Source organism: Streptomyces sp. NPDC005784 (assembly GCF_042871525.1).
Taxonomy (GTDB): Bacteria; Actinomycetota; Actinomycetes; order Streptomycetales; family Streptomycetaceae; genus Streptomyces.
In genome coordinates, this window is sequence record NZ_JBIAIQ010000005.1 from 122,086 (window position 1) to 142,097 (window position 20,012).

Annotated in this window: 17 protein-coding genes; 13 read left to right on the forward strand and 4 right to left on the reverse strand. The window is 68.8% G+C overall.

Features of this window, described 5'->3' with window-relative positions:
* The first annotated feature begins 80 nt into the window (after positions 1-80).
* The 3 genes from ACFYR3_RS10900 (at position 81) to ACFYR3_RS10910 (ending at position 4,530) form a co-directional block, all read left to right on the forward strand.
* Positions 81-782 carry an HAD family phosphatase gene (locus tag ACFYR3_RS10900; RefSeq protein WP_355839864.1) on the forward strand — a complete coding sequence of 234 codons (702 nt, stop codon included), beginning with the start codon at positions 81-83 and terminating at the stop codon, positions 780-782.
* A gap of 466 nt (positions 783-1,248) precedes the next feature.
* A complete protein-coding gene (locus tag ACFYR3_RS10905; protein ID WP_389282488.1) occupies positions 1,249-2,853 on the forward strand; it encodes an ABC transporter substrate-binding protein in 1,605 nt (534 codons plus the stop codon).
* Positions 2,854-2,946: 93 nt separating this feature from the next.
* A complete protein-coding gene (locus ACFYR3_RS10910) occupies positions 2,947-4,530 on the forward strand; it encodes an ABC transporter substrate-binding protein (RefSeq protein WP_389282490.1) in 1,584 nt (527 codons plus the stop codon).
* A gap of 118 nt (positions 4,531-4,648) precedes the next feature.
* On the opposite strand, the gene ACFYR3_RS10915 is transcribed toward ACFYR3_RS10910, so the two are convergent.
* Both ACFYR3_RS10915 and ACFYR3_RS10920 read right to left on the reverse strand, forming a co-directional pair.
* Positions 4,649-5,320 carry a response regulator transcription factor gene (locus tag ACFYR3_RS10915; protein WP_261702934.1) on the reverse strand — a complete coding sequence of 224 codons (672 nt, stop codon included), beginning with the start codon at positions 5,318-5,320 and terminating at the stop codon, positions 4,649-4,651.
* 41 nt (positions 5,321-5,361) lie between these two features.
* Positions 5,362-6,279, reverse strand: coding sequence for a PD-(D/E)XK nuclease family protein (locus ACFYR3_RS10920; protein ID WP_355839858.1), 918 nt, complete (start codon positions 6,277-6,279; stop codon positions 5,362-5,364).
* Positions 6,280-6,456: 177 nt separating this feature from the next.
* On the opposite strand from ACFYR3_RS10920, the gene ACFYR3_RS10925 reads away from it, so the two are divergent.
* From ACFYR3_RS10925 to ACFYR3_RS10935, 3 genes are all read left to right on the forward strand, one after another.
* Positions 6,457-8,229, forward strand: a complete 1,773-nt coding sequence (locus ACFYR3_RS10925; RefSeq protein ID WP_389282492.1) for a site-2 protease family protein — start codon at positions 6,457-6,459, stop codon at positions 8,227-8,229.
* Positions 8,230-8,270: 41 nt separating this feature from the next.
* Positions 8,271-9,173: a tRNA (adenine-N1)-methyltransferase gene (locus ACFYR3_RS10930; protein WP_355839854.1), complete on the forward strand. Its 903-nt coding sequence runs from the start codon at positions 8,271-8,273 to the stop codon at positions 9,171-9,173.
* 977 nt (positions 9,174-10,150) lie between these two features.
* Entirely contained in the window at positions 10,151-10,726 is a 576-nt protein-coding gene (locus tag ACFYR3_RS10935; RefSeq protein WP_356781507.1) for a hypothetical protein, read from the forward strand.
* Positions 10,727-10,824: 98 nt separating this feature from the next.
* On the opposite strand, the gene ACFYR3_RS10940 is transcribed toward ACFYR3_RS10935, so the two are convergent.
* Positions 10,825-11,130 (reverse strand): ferredoxin, encoded by a 306-nt coding sequence (locus ACFYR3_RS10940; RefSeq protein ID WP_355839850.1) that lies wholly within the window; start codon positions 11,128-11,130, stop codon positions 10,825-10,827.
* 253 nt (positions 11,131-11,383) lie between these two features.
* Here ACFYR3_RS10940 and arc point away from each other — a divergent pair, with 253 nt between their 5' ends.
* The 6 genes from arc (at position 11,384) to prcA (ending at position 17,497) form a co-directional block, all read left to right on the forward strand.
* The gene (gene arc, locus ACFYR3_RS10945) at positions 11,384-13,150 is read left to right on the forward strand and encodes a proteasome ATPase (RefSeq protein ID WP_328556494.1); all 1,767 of its coding nucleotides are present in this window, start codon (positions 11,384-11,386) and stop codon (positions 13,148-13,150) included.
* Between the two features lie 234 nt (positions 13,151-13,384).
* Entirely contained in the window at positions 13,385-14,896 is a 1,512-nt protein-coding gene (gene dop / locus ACFYR3_RS10950; protein ID WP_355839848.1) for a depupylase/deamidase Dop, read from the forward strand.
* 155 nt (positions 14,897-15,051) lie between these two features.
* On the forward strand, positions 15,052-15,270 hold the full coding sequence (locus ACFYR3_RS10955) for a ubiquitin-like protein Pup (protein ID WP_355839846.1): 219 nt from the start codon (positions 15,052-15,054) through the stop codon (positions 15,268-15,270).
* Positions 15,271-15,302: 32 nt separating this feature from the next.
* A complete protein-coding gene (locus ACFYR3_RS10960; RefSeq protein WP_355839844.1) occupies positions 15,303-15,896 on the forward strand; it encodes an endonuclease VII domain-containing protein in 594 nt (197 codons plus the stop codon).
* On the forward strand, positions 15,848-16,693 hold the full coding sequence (gene prcB, locus ACFYR3_RS10965) for a proteasome subunit beta (protein ID WP_355839842.1): 846 nt from the start codon (positions 15,848-15,850) through the stop codon (positions 16,691-16,693). The genes ACFYR3_RS10960 and prcB overlap by 49 nt, the downstream gene beginning before the upstream one ends.
* Positions 16,694-16,750: 57 nt before the next feature.
* Entirely contained in the window at positions 16,751-17,497 is a 747-nt protein-coding gene (gene prcA / locus ACFYR3_RS10970) for a proteasome subunit alpha (RefSeq protein ID WP_355839840.1), read from the forward strand.
* 128 nt (positions 17,498-17,625) lie between these two features.
* Here the strand turns inward: prcA and ACFYR3_RS10975 are convergent, their stop codons facing one another.
* Positions 17,626-18,639: a LacI family DNA-binding transcriptional regulator gene (locus ACFYR3_RS10975; protein WP_355839838.1), complete on the reverse strand. Its 1,014-nt coding sequence runs from the start codon at positions 18,637-18,639 to the stop codon at positions 17,626-17,628.
* 107 nt (positions 18,640-18,746) lie between these two features.
* Here ACFYR3_RS10975 and ACFYR3_RS10980 point away from each other — a divergent pair, with 107 nt between their 5' ends.
* The gene (locus tag ACFYR3_RS10980; RefSeq protein ID WP_355839836.1) at positions 18,747-20,006 is read left to right on the forward strand and encodes an MFS transporter; all 1,260 of its coding nucleotides are present in this window, start codon (positions 18,747-18,749) and stop codon (positions 20,004-20,006) included.
* Positions 20,007-20,012 lie beyond the last annotated feature (6 nt).

The following is a 20,012-nucleotide window of genomic DNA, read 5'->3' on the forward strand; positions in this document are numbered from 1 at the left end:
GTCGGTCCATCGCAGGCCGGTTGTCCCCTGGCGCAAAAGGGGGCGACCGGCCTGATCGTCCCTCAAGGAGGTGCGCCAGGATGACCAGTACGGTCCCCGCGCTCGGAACTCGTACGGCCGAAGGCTCAGCCCTGCAGGCCGTGCTCCTCGACATGGACGGAACCCTGGTGGACACCGAGGGCTTCTGGTGGGACGTGGAGGTCGAGGTCTTCAGGGCCCTCGGACACGCGCTGGACGACTCCTGGCGCCATGTGGTGGTCGGCGGTCCGATGACCCGCAGCGCGGGCTTCCTCATCGAGGCCACCGGTGCCGACATCGCGCTCCCCGAGCTGTCCGTGCTGCTCAACGACGGGTTCGAGGAGCGCATCGGCCACTCGCTGCCGCTGATGCCGGGCGCGGCCAGGCTCCTCGCCGAGCTCGCGGCGCACGAGATCCCCACCGCGCTGGTCTCCGCCTCGCACCGGCGGATCATCGACCGTGTCCTGGGCGCGATCGGCTCGCACTTCTTCGCGCTGACCGTCGCGGGCGACGAGGTGGAGCGGACCAAGCCGTTCCCCGACCCGTATCTGCTCGCGGCCGCGCGGCTCGGGGCCGAACCGGCGCGATGTGCCGTCATCGAGGACACCTCGACCGGTGTCGCCTCCGCCGAGGCCGCGGGCTGCCAGGTGGTCGCCGTCCCCTCGGTCGCGCCCATCGCCCCGGCAGCCCGCCGCACCGTGGTGAGTTCCCTGGAAGAGGTCGACCTGCCCTTTCTGCACCGCCTGATGACGGAAATGCGCTGAAAAGTCCACCGAGCGTGTCCCGCCGTGTCACTCAGCGTGCGGTACCGAATGGCGGGGAAAGGCCCGGCGGTTCCCTGTGGTAAATGCGAGCGACAGTCCGGTGGCCATTCATAACGGGGCGGATGGCCGAATTCCGGTACTCCTCAATCAATTTCACGGTGTGACGTTCGCCACGTGACGGAGGGTCGACAGCGGGACCGACTTGTGCGCGCACCGCCCATTCATCAAGATCCGATGTGCCCTTGTGTCCCGATTGATGAAACCCTGCACTAATCCTTCCCGTGTCGGGTTATCGGTGCGTCCACGCCCGGTTTCGCAGCGTGAGCGGAAGACCGCTCCGGCACCTGATGGCCGACCCGGTGGTGCGGACTAATGTCAGCGCGAGAACATCGCCGTGACCCCGTGACCCGCCGCGCCACCCCTGCATGCCGGTTCGCGGAAACTACAGCTCTGGAGAAACACGAGCATGAACCGCAAGACTTTGGTGCTGCCGGCCGTGGTTGGCCTGCTCGCCCCGGTGCTCGCCGCGTGTGGTGGGTCCGCCAGCGGGAGCAACAGCGGCGATGCCATCGTTGTCGGCACCACGGACCGGTTCACCGCGTCGAAGGATGCCCCGGCTCCGTTCGACCCGGCGTACGCGTACGACGTCGGCACCTGGAACGTGCTGCGTCAGACCGTGCAGACGCTGATGGTCCAGCCGCGTGGTGACGGTCAGCCGCAGCCCGAGGCTGCCGAGAAGTGCGGGTTCAGCGACAGCGGCAACGAGCGTTACTCGTGCACGCTGCGCGAGGGCCTGCAGTTCTCCAACGGTGACGCGATCACCGCGAAGGACGTCAAGTTCTCGATCGACCGTGCGAGGGCCATCAAGGCCGACAGTGGTGTGTTCGCCCTGCTGTCCACCATCGACACCGTCGAGACGCGGGGCGACCGCGAGGTGATCTTCCACCTCAAGAGCGCCGACGCGACCTTCCCGTTCAAGCTGTCGACCCCGGTCGCCGGCATCGTGAACCCGAACGACTACGAGAAGAACAAGCTGCGCGACGGCTTCTCCGTCGACGGCTCCGGGCCGTACACCGTGCAGATCGAGGCCAAGGACGACACCGTCGTCAAGGCCGTCTTCACGAAGAACCCCCACTACACGGGGCAGTTGAAGATCAAGAACTCCAAGGTCGAGATGCGCTCCTTCGAGACTGCCGCGGCCATGGGTTCGGCCCTCGAAAAGGGCGACATCGACCTGATGACGCGTTCGATGACGCCGGCGCAGATCACCAAGCTCGACAACGCTTCGGGTGGCAACATCAACCTGAACGAGATGCCGGGCCTGGAAATCCGCTACCTGGCCTTCAACACCAACGCCCCGTCGGTGAAGTCGACGGCCGTCCGCCAGGCCGTGGCGCAGCTCATCAACCGCGGTGAGCTCGTCTCCAAGGTCTACGGTTCGCAGGCCGAGCCGCTCTACTCGTTGGTCCCGGCGACCATCACGGGTCACTCCAACGCGTTCTTCAACAGGTACGGCGACCCGAGCCTCAGCAAGGCCCAGACGCTGCTCTCCAAGGCCGGCATCGCCACCCCGGTCAAGGTCACCCTGCACTACACGACCGACCACTACGGCTCGGCCACCGCGCAGGAGTTCGAGATCCTGAAGAACCAGCTCAACAAGAGCGGCCTCTTCGACGTCCGGACCCAGGGCACGAGCTGGGACAAGTTCCGTCCGGCCGAGCAGAAGGGCGACTACGACGTCTACGGCATGGGCTGGTTCCCCGACTTCCCCGACGCCGACAACTACCTGGCGCCGTTCCTCGACAAGGACAACTTCCTCGGCTCGCCGTACGTGAACACCAAGATCAACAACACCCTGATCCCGGACTCCCGGCGCGAGGCCGACCGTCTCACCGCGTCCAAGAGCCTCAACCAGATCCAGGACATCGTGGCCGACGAGGTCCCGGTGCTCCCGCTGTGGCAGGGCAAGCAGTACATCGCCGCGCGCGACGACATCACGGGCTCGGAGTGGGCGCTCAACTCCTCCTCCACCCTCCAGCTGTGGGAGCTGGGTCGCGGCGTCAGCGAGTGACCGAGCAGTTCGACCCGGGGCCTCACCGCCCCGGGTCCGACCTGGGGCCCAACGGTCCCGGGTTCAGTAGATCCAACGACAAGGCTCGTGCAAGTGAACATGCGTAACCAGTGGCCAGTCCTGCCGATCGTGGCGGGGCTGGCCTCCGGCCTTCTGACCGGCTGTGGCTCGGAGACGGGCACTACCGGGAGCAGTGGCTCCTCCGTGGTGATCGGGATGTCCGACGACGTCCTGGCCACCGACCCAGCTTCCGGCTACGACCCAGGATCGTGGCTGCTGTTCAACAACGTCTTCCAGTCGCTGTTGAGCTTCCCCAAGGGCGGAACCGAGCCCGAGCCGGAAGCGGCCAAGGAGTGCGCGTTCACCGGCACCGGCACCAAGGTCTACAAGTGCACGCTGCAGGACGGTCTGAAGTTCAGCAACGGTGACGCGCTCACCTCGGCGGACGTGAAGTTCTCCTTCGACCGCATGCTGAAGATCAACGACAATGCCGGTCCCGCGATCATGTTCCCCATGCTCGACCGGGTCGTCACGCCGGACGCCCACACCGTCGTCTTCCACCTCAAGTACGCCGACGCCACCTTCCCGAGCAAGATCGCCTCCGGCGCCGGCTCGATCGTGGACCACCAGCAGTACGCCACGAACGCGCTCCGCAAGGACAACAAGGCCATCGGTTCAGGCCCGTACAAGCTCGATTCCTTCAGCCACGACAAGGCCGTCTTCTCGGTCAACCCGAGCTACAAAGGCATCGTCAAGGCCAAGAACACCGGCGTCACGCTGCAGTTCTTCCACGGCGACCAGGCGGCCCTGAAGAACTCCCTGCTGAACAAGCAGATCGACGTCGCCTACCGAGGCCTCGCCGCCGACGACATCGCGGAGATCCAGAACGCCTCCGCGACCGACAGCGGCATCAACGTCGTCGAGGGAACCAGTGCCGAAGTCCAGCACATGGTCTTCAACATGGACGACCCGGTGGCCGGCAAGCCCGGCGTCCGCAAGGCCATCGCCTACCTCCTGGACCGCGACGCCCTCGTCGGCGACGTCTACCAGGACACCGCGACCCCGCTTTACTCGATCGTCCCCTCCGGCGTCACCGGGCACAGCACGTCCTTCTTCGACACCTACGGCGCCCACCCGTCGCGCTCCAAGGCCGCGGCCGCGCTCCGCGCCGAGGGCATCACCGGCAAGGTGAAGCTCACCCTCTGGTCGACCCCGTCGCGCTACGGCCCCGCCACGGACCAGGAGTTCAAGGCGATCGCCAAGCAGCTCAACGCCAGCGGACTGTTCGACGCGACCGTGAAGTCCGTCGCCTACGGCCAGTACGAGCAGGACGTCACCGCCGGCAAGTACGGCGTCTACGTGAAGGGCTGGGTGCCCGACTACCCGGACCCGGACAACTTCACGGCCCCGTTCTTCGGCAAGGGCAACGTGCTGAGCAACAACTACACCAACAGCACGATCACCGGCAGCCTCATCCCGAAGACCGCCGCCCAGAGCGACCGCGCCTCGACCGAGGCCGAATACGGAAAGCTCCAGGACCTGGTCGCCGCCGACGTGCCCGTCCTCCCGATCTGGCAGGCCAAGCAGTACGCCGTCGCGCGCGACAACGTCTACGGCCTCGAGAACTGCCTCGACGCCTCGACCGTGTTCCGCTTCTGGGAGATCTACAAGGGCTGACCGAGCGCCGCTCGTGACCCCGTCGTACACGAAGGGCGCCCGTTCCTCACCGGAACGGGCGCCCTTCGCGCTGCCTTGAGTGAACCGGGCCAGGACCGGCCCGGAGAACCGGCGCCGCTCACTGCGCCCCGGGACGCACCAGCCCGCTCTCGTACGCGTACACCGCGGCCTGCACCCGGTCACGCAGCCCCAGCTTCGTCAGGACATGCCCCACATGCGTCTTGACCGTGGTCTCACTGACGAACAGATCGGCCGCGATCTCCGCGTTCGACAGCCCGCGCGCCACCAGCTTCAGCACCTCGACCTCACGGTCGGTCAGCGTGTGCAAAGTGTCCGGAACCGGCTCGTCGCCGGACGGCAGATGACCCGCGTACTTGTCGAGCAACCGGCGCGTGATGCTCGGCGCGAGCATCGCCTCGCCCGCCGCGACCACCCGGATCGCCTGCACCAGCTCATTGGCGGGCGCGTCCTTCAGGAGGAAACCGCTGGCGCCCGCGCGAAGCGCCTCCACCACATATTCATCGAGGTCGAAGGTCGTCAGGACGAGGACCTTCGCCGGACCGTCCCGGCCCGGGCCGGTGATCTGCCGGGTCGCCTCGACACCGTCCATCCGCGGCATACGGATGTCCATCAGAACCACATCGGGCTGCAGCGCACGAACCTGATCGAGTGCCTGGAGACCGTCACCGGCCTCGCCGACGACCGCCAGGTCCTGCTCCGCTTCCAGAATCATCCGGAAGCCGGTGCGCAGCAGCGGCTGGTCGTCGACCAGTAGGACGCGGATGGCCACGTAAGTCTCCTTCGCTAGTCCGGCCCCATTCTGCCCTGCTCCTAGGTGCCCGACCCGGGCGCCCTCACCGGGAGCGGATATGCCGGGGGAGTACCACCGAATTCCGGACACGCCGCCTGATGGTCGCACCAGCCACAGAGTTTGGTGGGCCGCGGCCGCCACTCGCCCGTCTCCGTCGCCTCCCGGATCGCGTCCCACAGCGCGAGCAGCTTGCGCTCGACCCGCTCCAGGTCCGCGATCTCCGGGTCGTACGTCAGCACGTCACCGCTGCCGAGATAGACGAGCTGGAGACGGCGCGGGACCACCTGCTTCAGCCGCCACACCACCAGGGCGTAGAACTTCATCTGGAACAGGGCACCCTCGGCGTACTCGGGCCTGGGCGCCTTTCCCGTCTTGTAGTCGACGATCCGGACCTCACCCGACGGGGCCACGTCGACCCGGTCGATGATGCCGCGCAGAGTGAGCCCGGAATCCAGCCGCGCCTCGACGAACAACTCCCGCTCGGCCGGTTCCAGCCGCGTCGGGTCCTCCAGCGTGAACCAGCGCTCCACCAACCGCTCGGCCTCGCCGAGCCAGCGCGCGAGCCGCTCCCCCTCCGGGTCGTCGGCGAACAGCTCCACGACCTCCGGCTTCGTCTCCCGCAGCCGGTCCCACTGGGCGGGGATCAGCGACTTGGCGCGCGGCGCGGTCCGGTCCGCCGCCGGAGCGTCGAAGAGCCGCTCGAGAACCGCGTGCACCAGCGTCCCTCTCGTCGCCGCCTCACTCGGCTTCTCGGGCAGCTTGTCGATCACCCGGAACCGGTACAGCAACGGACACTGCATGAAGTCACTGGCACGCGAGGGCGACAGCGAGGCGGGCGCACGCGCGACCGCGGGGGCCGGTCCGTCGGCTGCGGGCGCGCCGGCCCCGCCGGCCGCGGCCGCTTCTTCGGGTACGGCACCCTCGGTGCTGGTTTCCATGACAACAGACCTTACGGCCCGCCACCGACAGCGAACCGGTCCCGGCTGCGGCGACGGCGCGGCAAACAGAGGGGGTGCCGGGGCGGAACGTGCCGCGACGGCCGCATACCATCGACCCCAGACCCTCCTGCTCCGCATGAACCGGGGGCGGGGGACGCTATCGAACGAGGGGACATCGTGGACGAGAGCGGCGGGAGCGGGCAGCCGCGGTCCGGTACCGGCGAGGCGACCGAGCACCACGAGAGGCCCTCGGCCTCCGCCGGTCCGGCCTCCGACGCACGCCCCGAACCGGCCGGGCCCGAGACCACCGGGCCTGCGCCCACGGCCCCCGGTCACGACTCCCGGACCGGGACGGACCCCGACAGGGACACCGACACCCGGACCGAGGAAGAAACCCCCGCCCGCCCCGAGACCGATTCCCAGGCAACCGCCGAGGCCGACGCCCACACGGAGTCCGGGCCCCACGACGACACCACGGCTCAGGACCGGACCGGGCCCGAGGCACACCCCACGACCGGCCCGGAGCCGGTGTCCCGCGCCGAAGCGTCCCGCGACCCGCTGGTGAAGACCCCCGCCGTCACACAGCACACAGGGCACACCGAGGACACCGACCACGCCGAGGAGACAGGACCCCACGCCGAGCCCTCCGAGCCGTCCCACGGCCGCAGCGAGGCCCACCGCGGGGAACCGTCCCCCACGGACCACGACGAACTCGCCGACGCCCACCGGACCCGCGCCCGCACCGGCAACGGCAAGGGCAAGGGCAAGGGCAAAGGACGGCCGCCACGCCGCGGAAAGGAGCCAGGCGGCGGGCTGCTCATGGGCCGGCCGTTCGGCGTGCCCGTGTACGTCGCACCCAGCTGGTTCCTGGTCGCCGCCCTGATCACCTGGGTGTTCGGCGGCCAGCTCGACCGCGTCCTGCCCGAACTCGGCGCCGCCCGCTACCTGGTCTCCCTCTTCTTCGCCGTCGCCTTCTACGCCTCCGTACTCGTCCACGAACTCGCCCACACCGTCGCGGCCCTGCGCTTCAAACTGCCGGTCCGCCGGATCCAGCTCCAGTTCTTCGGCGGCGTCTCCGAGATCGAGAAGGAAGCCGAGACCCCCGGCCGGGAGTTCGTCCTCGCCTTCGTCGGCCCGCTGCTCTCCCTCATCCTGTCCGGCCTCTTCTACCTCGCCATGCTGCCCGTCGAACCCGGCACGGTCCCCGGCGTCCTGCTGGCCGGCCTGATGATCTCCAACCTCATCGTGGCCGCCTTCAACCTGCTGCCCGGCCTGCCCCTCGACGGCGGCCGCATGCTCCGCGCCGTCGTCTGGAAGATCACCGGCAGAGCGATGAGCGGCACCGTCGCCGCCGCATGGGTCGGCCGCGCCCTCGCCGTCTCCGTACTGATCGGACTGCCCCTGCTCACCCAGTCCCAGGCCCTCGGCGCCGCCCCCGACAACGTCGGCGGCATGGACACCATCACGGACGCCCTCCTCGCCGCCATCCTCGCGGCGATCATCTGGACCGGCGCCGGCAACAGCCTCCGCATGGCCCGGCTCCGCGAACACCTTCCGGAACTGCGCGCCCGCTCACTCACCCGGCGCGCGGTCCCGGTCGAAACCAGTACCCCGCTCTCCGAGGCGCTGCGCCGCGCCAACGACGTCGGCGCCCGCGCCCTGGTCGTCGTCGACGCGGACGGCGAACCCCTCTCCCTCGTCCGTGAGGCCGCCATCGTCGGCGTACCCGAGCACCGCCGCCCCTGGGTCACGGTCAGCGGCCTCGCCCAGGACCTCACCGACGGCATGCGGGTCTCCGCCGAGCTCGCCGGCGAGGCCCTCCTCGACGCCCTGCGCGCGAGCCCCGCCACCGAGTACCTCGTGGTGGAGGACTCGGGCGAGATCTACGGCGTCCTGTCCGCCGCGGACGTGGAACGCGCCTTCGTGAAGGCCATGGCCCGGCCCTCCTGACCGTGGTCGGCGGCCCTGTCCCGGACCGGTAGGCTGTTCACATGTCCGAACCGACCGGTGCCGCCCGCAGGCGCGGGCCCTTCAAGGTCGGGGACCAGGTTCAGCTGACCGACCCCAAGGGCCGCCACTACACGTTCACGCTCGAGGCCGGGAAGAACTTTCATACCCACAAGGGTTCCTTCCCCCACGACGAGCTGATCGGTGCTCCCGAGGGCAGCGTTGTCCGCACCACGGGGAACGTCGCCTATCTCGCGCTGCGCCCCCTGCTCCCCGACTACGTCCTGTCCATGCCCCGCGGCGCCGCCGTGGTCTACCCCAAGGACGCGGGGCAGATCCTGGCCTTCGCCGACATCTTCCCCGGCGCCCGCGTCGTGGAAGCGGGTGTCGGCTCCGGCTCGCTCAGCAGCTTCCTGCTGCGCGGCATCGGCGACCAGGGCATGCTGCACTCCTACGAGCGCCGCGAGGACTTCGCCGAGATCGCCCAGCAGAACGTGGAGCGCTACTTCGGCGGACCGCACCCCGCCTGGCAGCTCACCGTCGGCGACCTCCAGGACAACCTGAGCGACACCGACGTCGACCGCGTCATCCTCGACATGCTCGCTCCCTGGGAATGCCTGGAGGCCGTCTCCAAGGCGCTCGTCCCCGGCGGCATCCTCTGCTGCTACGTGGCGACCACCACCCAGCTCGCGCGGACCGTCGAGTCGATCCGCGAGATCGGCTGCTTCAACGAGCCGACCGCCTGGGAATCGATGATCCGCAACTGGCACGTCGAAGGCCTGGCCGTCCGCCCGGACCACCGGATGATCGGCCACACCGGCTTCCTGCTCACCGCCCGCCGCCTCGCGGACGGCGTCGAGCCGCCCATGCGCCGCCGCCGCCCCTCCAAGGGCGCGTACGGCGAGGACTACACCGGCCCGAACGCCGACGGCGGCGCCGGCCGCTGACGTACCCAACACACCACGACTGTGGCCGAGTTCCCGGAAACGACCGGGAACTCGGCCACGGCGCTTTTCCGTTGACACACCATCAGAATCGATCGACGGACCTGCCGGGACTCCGGCCGACAGCCCTGCAAAGCCCGTCGGCAGGCCACTCGTAAGGCTGCTGACGGGTCTTCGGGAAGCCGGCGGACGGAGCTGCGGGGGTGCGCCGACAGGTGGCCCGGAGGGCGTTCGACGGGTATGTCGCGAACCCGGCTCACGGTCCTGAGGCGCGCCCCGGCGGGTGACCTTGAGGGCGGTCGACGGGTCTGTCGGGAGCCTCTGTCGGGAGCCCCTCCGACGCGCGTCGGCCGTGCAGGCCAAGCCGACCTGGCGCAAGCCGACGTGGCCCAAGCCGACGTGGCCCAAGCCGACGTGGCCCAAGCCGACGTGGCCCAAGCCGACGTGGCCCAAGCCGCCGGGAAGGCCGCCGACACAGTTCCGCGGGGTGCAGGGGTCGCATCTGCCGGACGCCGGGACGCCCTGCTCGCGCGCCCCCCCGCCACGCCAGGACGCAGCGCCTCGACCTCAGCGCCTCGAACCCGGGACGAGCACGGCAGGCAGCTCGGCCGCCGACGGGTCCGTCGCGGGGCCCGGCCGACAGGCCCACCGAACCCCGCGACGGGCCGTACGGAAGGTCGACGGAAGGTTGACGGAGGGGCCGGAGGGGCCGGAGGGGCCGGAGGGGCCGGAGGCATGTCCCGCATGGCGCCCTCCCGACGGCCTTGCCGGCACTCTCCCGGCGGCTCTGCCAACGGCCTCCCGGCGGTCCTTGCCAGTGCCTTCCCGGCGGCCTGGGCGGGGCCGTCCCGGGACCCTGCCGGAAGCTCCGCCGGAACTCTTCACAAGTCCGGACCCCGCCGTTCCACCAGGCTGTGACGTGTGGCACCATGCGGGTCACCCCACCCCCACCGGCACAGCCCTCGCGGGAGACACTCCTAGTGCAGCAATCCGTTGTCCCGGAACTGGCACACACGCAGACCAGCCCCATCCAGTGGGTCGCCACGGCCACCGCCATCGCCGGAGTCGTGGCGCTGTCGTCCGTGCTCCACCCCGATCCGGCGAGGGCGGCCCAGCCCGGCGCCGACCCGAAATCGGCGACGGCACCGGTGGCCGCCCCCGACCCGACCGGCGTGGACTTCCCGATCACCTGCGGGCCCACCAAAGTCCTCGTACAGAAGAAGGCCTCAGGGGACCTGGACGGCGACGGCCGCCCCGAGACCGTGGCCGTCGTCCGCTGCGACGCCGGCTCCGGCACCCCGCCCAACGGCGTCTACGTCCTCACCCAGGCCGAGGGAGCGAAGCAGCCCCGGGTCGTGGCGACCCTCGTCGATCCCAAGGATCGGCTGAGCGTCACGGACTTCGCGGTGCGCGACGGAGCCGTCACGGCCACTCTGCTCGGCTACTCCTCGGCCGACGTACCGAGTTGCTGCCCGGACCTGAAGGACAGCGCCAAGTGGCAGTGGAAGAACGGCGCGTTCATCCGCTCGACACCGTCCGAAGCGCGGAGTGAGTGAGCGCGCCCCCGGCGCGAGACCCGAACAAAAGAAAACACCCTCCGCGGCGCGGAGGGTGTGAGGAACCAGACATCAAGTGACGCGGAGTGCCCGAAAGGTCACTCCGCGGCGGGACCGTAGACCTCGACCTTGTCCGAAACGCGACGGACGTGGATGCAGTCCCCCGGGCACTCCTTCGCCGAGTCCGTCACATCGCGCAGAAGCGGCAGCGGTACGGGCGTTGTGGCACCCACGGCCTGCAGGAGCTCGTCGTCGGGGCTCTTCACATAGGCCAGGCCGTCAATGTCCAGCTCAAAGACCTCGGGCGCGTACTGGACGCAGATCCCGTCGCCGGTACAGAGATCCTGGTCGATCCAGACCTCAAGCGCCTCGCCGTCGACTTCGGCCTCCTGCTGCACGGTCATTTCTCCTGCCGTTTTCTGCGTCGAGCGGACCGAAGACTGGGGAATCGGGCCAGCTCTGACGGGTGTTGAACACTTCGACCCTACCTCCGCCCGCTTCCCAAGCATGTTCGGTGGGTATTCCCCTGGCGTGAGGGAGAGCGCAAGGGTGAAGATCGGACACACCTCTACAGTCTTTGTGATCTAGGGGTTTCAATCGACACCCACCCAGGTAGGGTCTGGAAGCGTCCAGCTCCCCTTGGAGGAGGTGAGGACCGTGGCAGCCCACGACGACGACATGAACCGCGGCATCCGCCCGGGACGAGGGTCCGATGACCCCGCCGGGCAGATTGCCTACCTTGAGCAGGAGATCGCCGTCCTGCGACGCAAGCTCGCCGACTCTCCGCGGCACACGAGGATTCTCGAAGAGCGGATCGTCGAGTTGCAGACGAACCTGGCAGGCGTGTCCGCACAGAACGAGCGGCTCGCCAACACACTCCGTGAGGCCCGCGACCAGATCGTGGCCCTCAAGGAAGAAGTCGACCGGCTCGCGCAGCCGCCGGCCGGCTTCGGTGTCTTCCTCACGGCGAACGAGGACGGCACGGCGGACATCTTCACCGGGGGCCGCAAGCTCCGGGTGAACGTCAGCCCCAGTGTGGAGCTCGACGAGCTCAGGCGTGGCCAGGAAGTGATGCTCAACGAAGCTCTCAACGTGGTCGAGGCCATGGAGTACGAGAGCTTGGGCGAGATCGTCACCCTCAAGGAGATCCTGGAGGACGGCGAGCGCGCCCTCGTACAGGGGCACACCGACGAGGAACGGGTGGTACGGCTCGCCGAGCCGCTCCTGGACGTCAATATCCGTCCCGGGGACGCCCTGCTCCTCGAACCCCGTTCCGGCTATGTCTACGAGATCGTTCCGAAGAGCGAGGTCGAGGAACTCGTCCTCGAAGAGGTCCCGGACATCGGCTACGAGCAGATCGGCGGTCTGGGCGGCCAGATCGAGATGATCCGCGACGCGGTCGAGCTCCCCTACCTCTACCCCGACCTCTTCAAGGAGCACGAACTGCGGCCGCCCAAGGGCGTCCTGCTGTACGGGCCCCCCGGATGCGGAAAGACGCTCATCGCCAAGGCCGTGGCCAACTCGCTGGCCAAAAAGGTCGCAGAAGTGACCGGACAGGCCACAGGCAAGAGCTTCTTCCTCAACATCAAGGGCCCCGAGCTCCTGAACAAGTACGTCGGTGAGACCGAGCGGCAGATCCGGCTCATCTTCCAGCGCGCACGGGAGAAGGCCAGCGAGGGTACACCCGTCATCGTCTTCTTCGACGAGATGGAGTCCCTCTTCCGCACCCGAGGATCGGGCGTCAGCTCGGACGTGGAGAACACCATCGTCCCCCAGCTGCTCGCCGAGATCGACGGCGTGGAAGGCCTGCAGAACGTGGTGGTGATCGGCGCCTCGAACCGAGAGGACATGATCGACCCCGCCATCCTGCGGCCCGGACGGCTCGACGTGAAGATCAAGATCGAGCGCCCGGACGCCGAAGCGGCGAAGGACATCTTCCAGAAGTACCTCACCGAGCGTCTCCCGCTGCACTCCGAGGACGTGGGAGAGCACGGCGGTGACAGGGCGGCCACCGTCCACGGCATGATCCAGACAGCCGTGGAGCAGATGTACGCCGAATCGGAGGAGAACCGCTTCCTGGAGGTCACCTACGCCAACGGTGACAAGGAAGTCCTCTACTTCAAGGACTTCAATTCCGGCGCCATGATCGAGAACATCGTCGGCCGCGCCAAGAAGATGGCAATCAAGGACTTCTTGGAGCACAGCCAGAAGGGCCTCCGGGTCTCCCACCTCCTCCAGGCCTGCGTGGACGAGTTCAAGGAGAACGAGGACCTGCCGAACACCACCAACCCGGACGACTGGGCCAGGATCTCCGGAAAGAAGGGTGAACGGATCGTCTATATCCGTACGCTCATCACCGGAAAGCAGGGCGCGGACACCGGACGCTCCATCGACACGGTGGCCAACACCGGTCAGTACCTGTAAAAGACAGGGCGGCTGCGGGTGCCCTTCACGGGCATCCGCAGCCGACTGCTTTTCAGGTCACCCCCGGAGTACAGCAATGACGCAAATGATCTCCCCACCAGCGCAAAGGCGCTCTAGGCTCTTTCGTACCGCCGAGTCGCGCAGTGCGGGGACGGGCACCGCACACGCACCGGAGCGCCAGCGGTACTTGAGCAGCGCCCCCGACCGAGGGCGCCGCCGGGCAAGGAGGGCCGCATGACCGTACGGCGAGTAATGGGCATCGAGACGGAGTACGGGATCTCCGTCCCCGGTCACCCCAACGCCAATGCCATGCTCACCTCGTCCCAGATCGTCAACGCCTACGCGGCGGCGATGCACCGGGCGCGCCGCGCCCGCTGGGACTTCGAGGAGGAGAACCCGCTGCGGGACGCGCGAGGCTTCGACCTCGCTCGGGAGACCGCCGACTCCAGTCAGCTCACCGACGAGGACATCGGCCTGGCCAATGTCATCCTCACCAACGGTGCACGGCTGTACGTCGACCACGCACACCCGGAATACAGCTCCCCCGAAGTCACCAACCCGCGGGACGCCGTCCTGTGGGACAAGGCCGGCGAGCGCATCATGGCGGAGGCCGCCGAGCGAGCGGCCCAGCTCCCCGGCGCCCAGCCGATCCACCTCTACAAGAACAACACCGACAACAAAGGCGCCTCGTACGGCACGCACGAGAACTATCTGATGAAGCGGGAGACCCCCTTCTCGGACATCGTGCGGCACCTGACACCGTTCTTCGTCTCACGCCAGGTCGTCACCGGAGCGGGCCGCGTCGGTATCGGCCAGGACGGGCACGAGCACGGCTTCCAGCTCAGCCAGCGCTCCGACTACTTCGAGGTCGAGGTCGGCCTGGAGACCACCCTCAAGCGCCCCATCATCAACACCCGCGACGAACCGCACGCCGACGCCGAGAAGTACCGCCGGCTGCACGTGATCATCGGGGACGCGAACCTCTCCGAGATCTCGACCTATCTCAAGCTCGGCACGACGGCACTGGTCCTCTCCATGATCGAGGACGGCTTCATCGCCGTCGACCTGGCCGTCGACCAGCCCGTACGCACCCTCCACCAGGTCTCCCACGACCCGACCCTCAAGCGCCTGGTCACGCTCCGCAGCGGACGCACCCTCACCGCGGTGCAACTGCAGATGGAGTACTTCGAACTGTCCCGCAAGTACGTCGAGGAGCGCTTCGGAGCGGACGCCGACGAGCAGACCAAGGACGTCCTGCTGCGCTGGGAGGACACCCTGAACCGCTTGGAGAACGACCCGATGAGCCTCTCCGGGGAGCTCGACTGGGTCGCCAAACGGGAGCTCATGGAGGGCTACCGGCGCCGTGACGACCTCGACTGGGACGCCGCCCGGCTGCACCTCGTCGACCTCCAGTACGCCGACGTACGCGCCGAGAAGGGCCTCTACAACCGGCTGGCCGCCCGCGGCAAGATGAAGCGCCTGCTGGACGAGAACGAGGTCGAGCGGGCCCGTACGACCCCGCCGGAGGACACCCGCGCCTACTTCCGCGGGCGCTGCCTGGAGCAGTACGCGGACGACGTGGCGGCGGCCTCCTGGGACTCGGTCATCTTCGATCTGCCCGGCCGGGACTCGCTCCAGCGCGTCCCAACCCTGGAGCCCCTTCGCGGAACGCGTAATCACGTCAAGGAGCTCCTGGACCGCTGCCGTACGGCAGAGGACCTGGTCAGGGTCCTGTCGGGCAACTGAGCTTCCACCCGGACGGCACCGGCCGGACAGGGTGGAATACCGGCGTTACGGGAATCATCGAGGTGGTCCCCGTACGTTGTGACAACTGCGGGGCCGATGTCGGACCCTGCTTGTAGGGTCTGATCAAGAACGTCGAACCGAGCGGGGTGAGGGTTATGGCGACCAAGGACACCGGCGGCGGACAGCAGAAGGCGACGCGTTCCACCGAGGAGGTCGAGGAGCAGGCGCAGGACGCGAAGGCGACCGACGACCTCAAGGAACGCCAGGAAAAGCTGAGCGACGATGTCGACTCGGTTCTGGACGAGATCGACGATGTCTTGGAGGAGAACGCCGAGGACTTCGTTCGAAGTTTCGTTCAGAAGGGCGGCGAGTAACCTTCGAATCTAAGGCCACGGGGGGCTTCGGGTTGAAGAACGAAGAGGGTGTGAAGTGTTGCGTGCGGTGCGGCGAGGCCAAGCCGCACGCGGCCTTCGCTCGCAAGCGGTCCAATCTGGACGGTCTGCAGCATCACTGTCGAGATTGCGCGTCGGACTATCACCGAAGCCGTCAGGTGAGCCTCGGGCGGAAAGTTCGTCCTCAGGTGGACGTGCCCGAGGGGCACAAACTCTGCCTCAAATGCGGTGAGGTCAAACCCTGGAGTGAGTGGCACCGCAACGCAACGGCCTCGGACGGGCTGTCGACGCGCTGCAAGGCATGCCGGGCGATCGAAGGCCGGGCGGGTCATCTGAAGCGCCATTACGGCCTCACCGAAGCCGACCGCGACGAGATGGTGGCCTCGCAGATGGGCCTCTGCGTGATCTGTTTGAAAGCTCCCGCCATTCATGTGGATCACTGCCACAAGACGGGTAGTGTCCGTGGCGTACTGTGCTTCAACTGCAATTCGGCCATCGGCAAGTTGGGAGATGATCCCGACGCAGTTCGTCGGGCTGCCGCCTACTTGGAAGGATCCCCGTGGAAGCCAACACTCGTAGCACCGGGCGTCTACCGGCTGCCTTCCTGACGCCCGGGTCGTCGTCGTTCATGGACTTCCTGTCCGACCACCAGCCGGAGATGCTCCCCGGCAGGCGGCAACTGCCGCCCGTCCAGGGTGTGATCGAGGCCCCGCACGGCACGACCATCGTCGCCGTCACGTTCGCCGGCGGAGTCGTCCTCGCCGGTGACCGGCGGGCCACGATGGGGAACGTCATCGCCCAGCGCGACATCGAGAAGGTGTTCCCGGCCGACGAGTACTCGGCGGTGGGCATCGCCGGTACGGCGGGTCTGGCCGTGGAGATGGTGAAGCTGTTCCAGCTGGAGCTGGAGCACTTCGAGAAGGTGGAGGGCGCCACGCTCTCCCTGGAGGGCAAGGCGAACCGCCTGTCCACGATGATCCGTTCCAACCTCAGCATGGCCATGCAGGGCCTCGCCGTGGTCCCCCTCTTCGCGGGTTTCGACGTGGACCGCGACCGGGGCCGCATCTTCTCCTACGACGTCACGGGTGGCCGCTCCGAGGAGCACGGCTACGCGGCCACGGGCTCCGGCTCGATCTTCGCGCGCGGCGCCATGAAGAAGCTCTACGCCAAGGACCTGACGGAGAGCCAGGCCACGACGCTGGTCGTCCAGGCCCTCTACGACGCGGCCGACGACGACTCGGCGACCGGTGGTCCCGACGTCGCGCGCCGGATCTACCCGATCGTCACCGTGATCACCGAGAGCGGCTTCCGCCGGCTCAATGACGAGGAGTCCTCGGAGATCGCCCGAGCGATCCTGGAGCGGCGACTCGAGCAGCCCGACGGCCCGCGCGCCGCGCTGCTCTGAGACCGGCCTCTTTTCCCAGGTGATCCAGTGACTTCGACAGAAAGGGACGGGTAGCCGGTGTCGACTCCGTTCTATGTTTCACCTCAGCAGGCCATGGCCGACCGGGCGGAGTACGCCCGCAAGGGCATCGCCCGCGGTCGCAGCCTGGTCGTGCTGCAGTACGCCGACGGCATCGTGTTCGTCGGCGAGAACCCGTCCCGCGCGCTGCACAAGTTCAGCGAGATCTACGACCGGATCGGCTTCGCGGCCGCCGGCAAGTACAACGAGTACGAGAACCTGCGGATCGGCGGTGTGCGCTACGCCGACCTGCGCGGCTACACGTACGACCGTGACGACGTGACCGCCCGTGGTCTCGCGAACGTGTACGCCCAGACGCTGGGCACGATCTTCTCGTCGGCGGCGGAGAAGCCGTACGAGGTGGAGCTGGTGGTCGCCGAGGTCGGCGACACGCCGGACGGCGACCAGATCTACCGGCTGCCGCACGACGGTTCGATCGTGGACGAGCACGGTTCGGTCGCCGTGGGCGGCAGTGCCGAGCAGATCAGTACCTATCTGGACACCCAGCACCGGGACGGGATGTCGCTGGCGGAGGCTTTGAAGCTGGCCGTTCAGTCGCTGTCCCGGGAGCCCAACGGCGGCGAGCGGGAGATTCCGGTGGAGCGGCTGGAGGTCGCGGTGCTGGACCGGACGCGGCCGCAGAAGCGGAAGTTCAAGCGGATCGTGGGCCGTCAGCTGGGCCGGCTGCTGGAGGCCGGAGGAGCGGAGACCGCGACGGAGGCCGAGGACGCCGACGACGACGAGTGAGGTCACGTCCGACCTCGCGCCCGTCCGTCGGGTGCTCATACGGAAGGGGTCGCCCCGGTGCACACCGGCGCGGCCCCTTCCGTATGCGTGGCCGGGACTCGTGGGCCCGGGGGTGAGGGTGGCGGCTTCTACGGGGCTGGAGGGGCCGTGGAGCCCCGTACGACCAGTTCGACGGGGATGTCCTCCTGGGGCGGTGTGCGGCCGTCCAGGACGGCCAGGAGGGCCTTCATACCGTGTTCGCCGAAGCGTTCGGCGTCCAGGCGGACCGTCGTGAGTTCCGGGTCGAGGGCGCGGGCCAGGGCGAGGTCGTCCAGGCCGGTGATGGAGATGTCGTCGGGGATGCGCAGGCCGAGGCGGCGGGCCGCCTTGTAGGCGCCCGCGGCCAGTTTGTCGTCGTCGCAGATCACCGCGGTGGGGCGGGGGCCCGGGGCGGAGAGGGCCGTCTGGGCCGCCGCCAGGGCGTCCTCGAAGGAGATGGGCGCCCGGGCGACCCGCAGGCTGGTTCCGGGGACCTCGACGAGGCAGGAGGCCACCTCCCGGGCGCGGACCTCGAAGGTCCAGGACGGGATGTCGGCGGCGAGGTGCAGGAAGCGGCGGTGGCCCAGTTCCAGGAGGTGGCCGGTGACCTGGCGTACGCCGTCGGCGATGTCGAGGTTGACGGTCGCGGCGCCCTGGCTGCCGGCCGGGTCGCTGTCGAGCATGACCAGGGGGAGCTGGTCGCCGCGGATCGCGGTGAGGGCGTCGGCGGCCATGGAGGAGGCGATCACGCCGTCGAGGGCGGCCTGGGCGGAGCCGAAGGGGTCGCGGGCGGGGCCGATGCCCTCGGGGGAGGGATAGAGGACGACGCCGAAGCCGTGCTCGGCGGCCACGCGGGCCGCGCCGGTGTAGACGCCCGCGAAGAACTCCGTGGTGAGTGCTGGGACCACCAGGAGGACCGTGCGGGTGCGGCCGAGGCGGAGGTTGCGGGCGGCCAGGTTCGGGCGGTAGCCGAGCTCCTGGGCCGCGTCCCGGACGCGTTCCGCCGTGGCCGTGGAGACCCGGCCGCGCCACTTGTCGCCCAGCACCAGGGAGACGGCCGCCTGGGAGACCCCGGCGGCCTCGGCGACGTCCCGGCTGGTGGGGCGCGTACTACCTCTTGCCACCGTCGGCATGCTCCTTCGTCTGGACTCCCGGACAGCGCACATGGTACGTATGGAGTGAGACGTTATACGTAACACTTGAACGTCGCGCACTACTGGAAGGGCATGCCATGGCCGCGGGATACCTGGAGATCCTCAGGGCGAGGCACGCCGCCCGGCTGCTCGTCGGCACCCTCGTGGGGCGGCTGCCGAACGCCACCGCGGCCATCGCCGTCGTGCTGTTCGTGCGGGCCGAGGGCGGCACGTACAGCCTGGCGGGCGCGCTCGCCGCCGTGTACGGGGTGGCCAACGCGGTGGGACAGCCGCTGCTCGGCCGGCTCGTGGACCTCTACGGGCAACCGCGGGTGCAGCTGCCCGCGGCGGTCGTCTCGGCCCTCGGGATGGTTGTCTTCGCCTTCGTCGGGACGGACCGGCCGGGCCTCGCCTGTGCCGCGATGGCCGTGGCCGGGCTCTTCACGCCTCCCCTGGAGGGCGGCCTGCGGGCCCTGTGGCCCTCCGTCCTGCGCAGGGAGGAGCAAGTGCACACGGCGTACGCGATGGACGCCGTGGCGCAGGAAGTCATGTTCACCGTCGGGCCGTTGCTGGTGACGCTGTGCGTCTCGCTCTGGTCCGCGCGGGCGGCGCTGCTGGTCCTGAGCGTCATCGGCGTCCTGGGTGCCCTCTCCGTGGTTCTCTCGCCGCCCTCGCGCGCGTGGCGTTCGGCCCCGCGCGAGGCGCACTGGCTCGGTGCCCTGCGCTCACCGGGGCTGCTGGCCCTGCTCGGGGCCTTCCTGTTCGTCGGGATCGCGCTCGGCTCGATCACGGTCGCCTCGCTGTCGTACGCCGACGCGCACGGCGGGGACACGGTGTACGGCTGGCTGATGGCGGGCATCGGCCTCGGCGCGCTGCTGGGCGGCCTGGTCTACGGCGCGCGTCGGTGGGGCGGGGCTCCGGAGCGGCGGCTGCGGGTGCTCGTCGCTCTTCTGGCGGTGTGTTACATCCCGCTGATGCTGGTGCCCGGTCCGGTCGCCATGACCGCTCTGGCCACGCTCGCCGGGGTGTTCCTCGCGCCCTGCATCGCCTGCGCCTTCGTCCTGGTGGACCGGCACGCTCCGGCCGGTACCGTCACCGAGGCTTTCTCCTGGCTTGTGACGACGTTCACCGTGGGCGCGTCGGTCGGAACGGGCCTCGCGGGGCCCGTCGTCGAGTGGGGTGGGGCGGCCCGGGGCTTCGCCGTTCCGGGGGTCGCGGGCGCGGCCGCGCTGGTGGTTCTGCTGGCCACGGGCCGGGTCCTCGCAGCTACCGGGAGGGGCGGGGTCGTTGCGGTCTCATCGGAAAATGATCCAAACCGAGCCGTCGAACCCCGTTTCAGCTCAGGGGATCGGGCGTAATGTTCA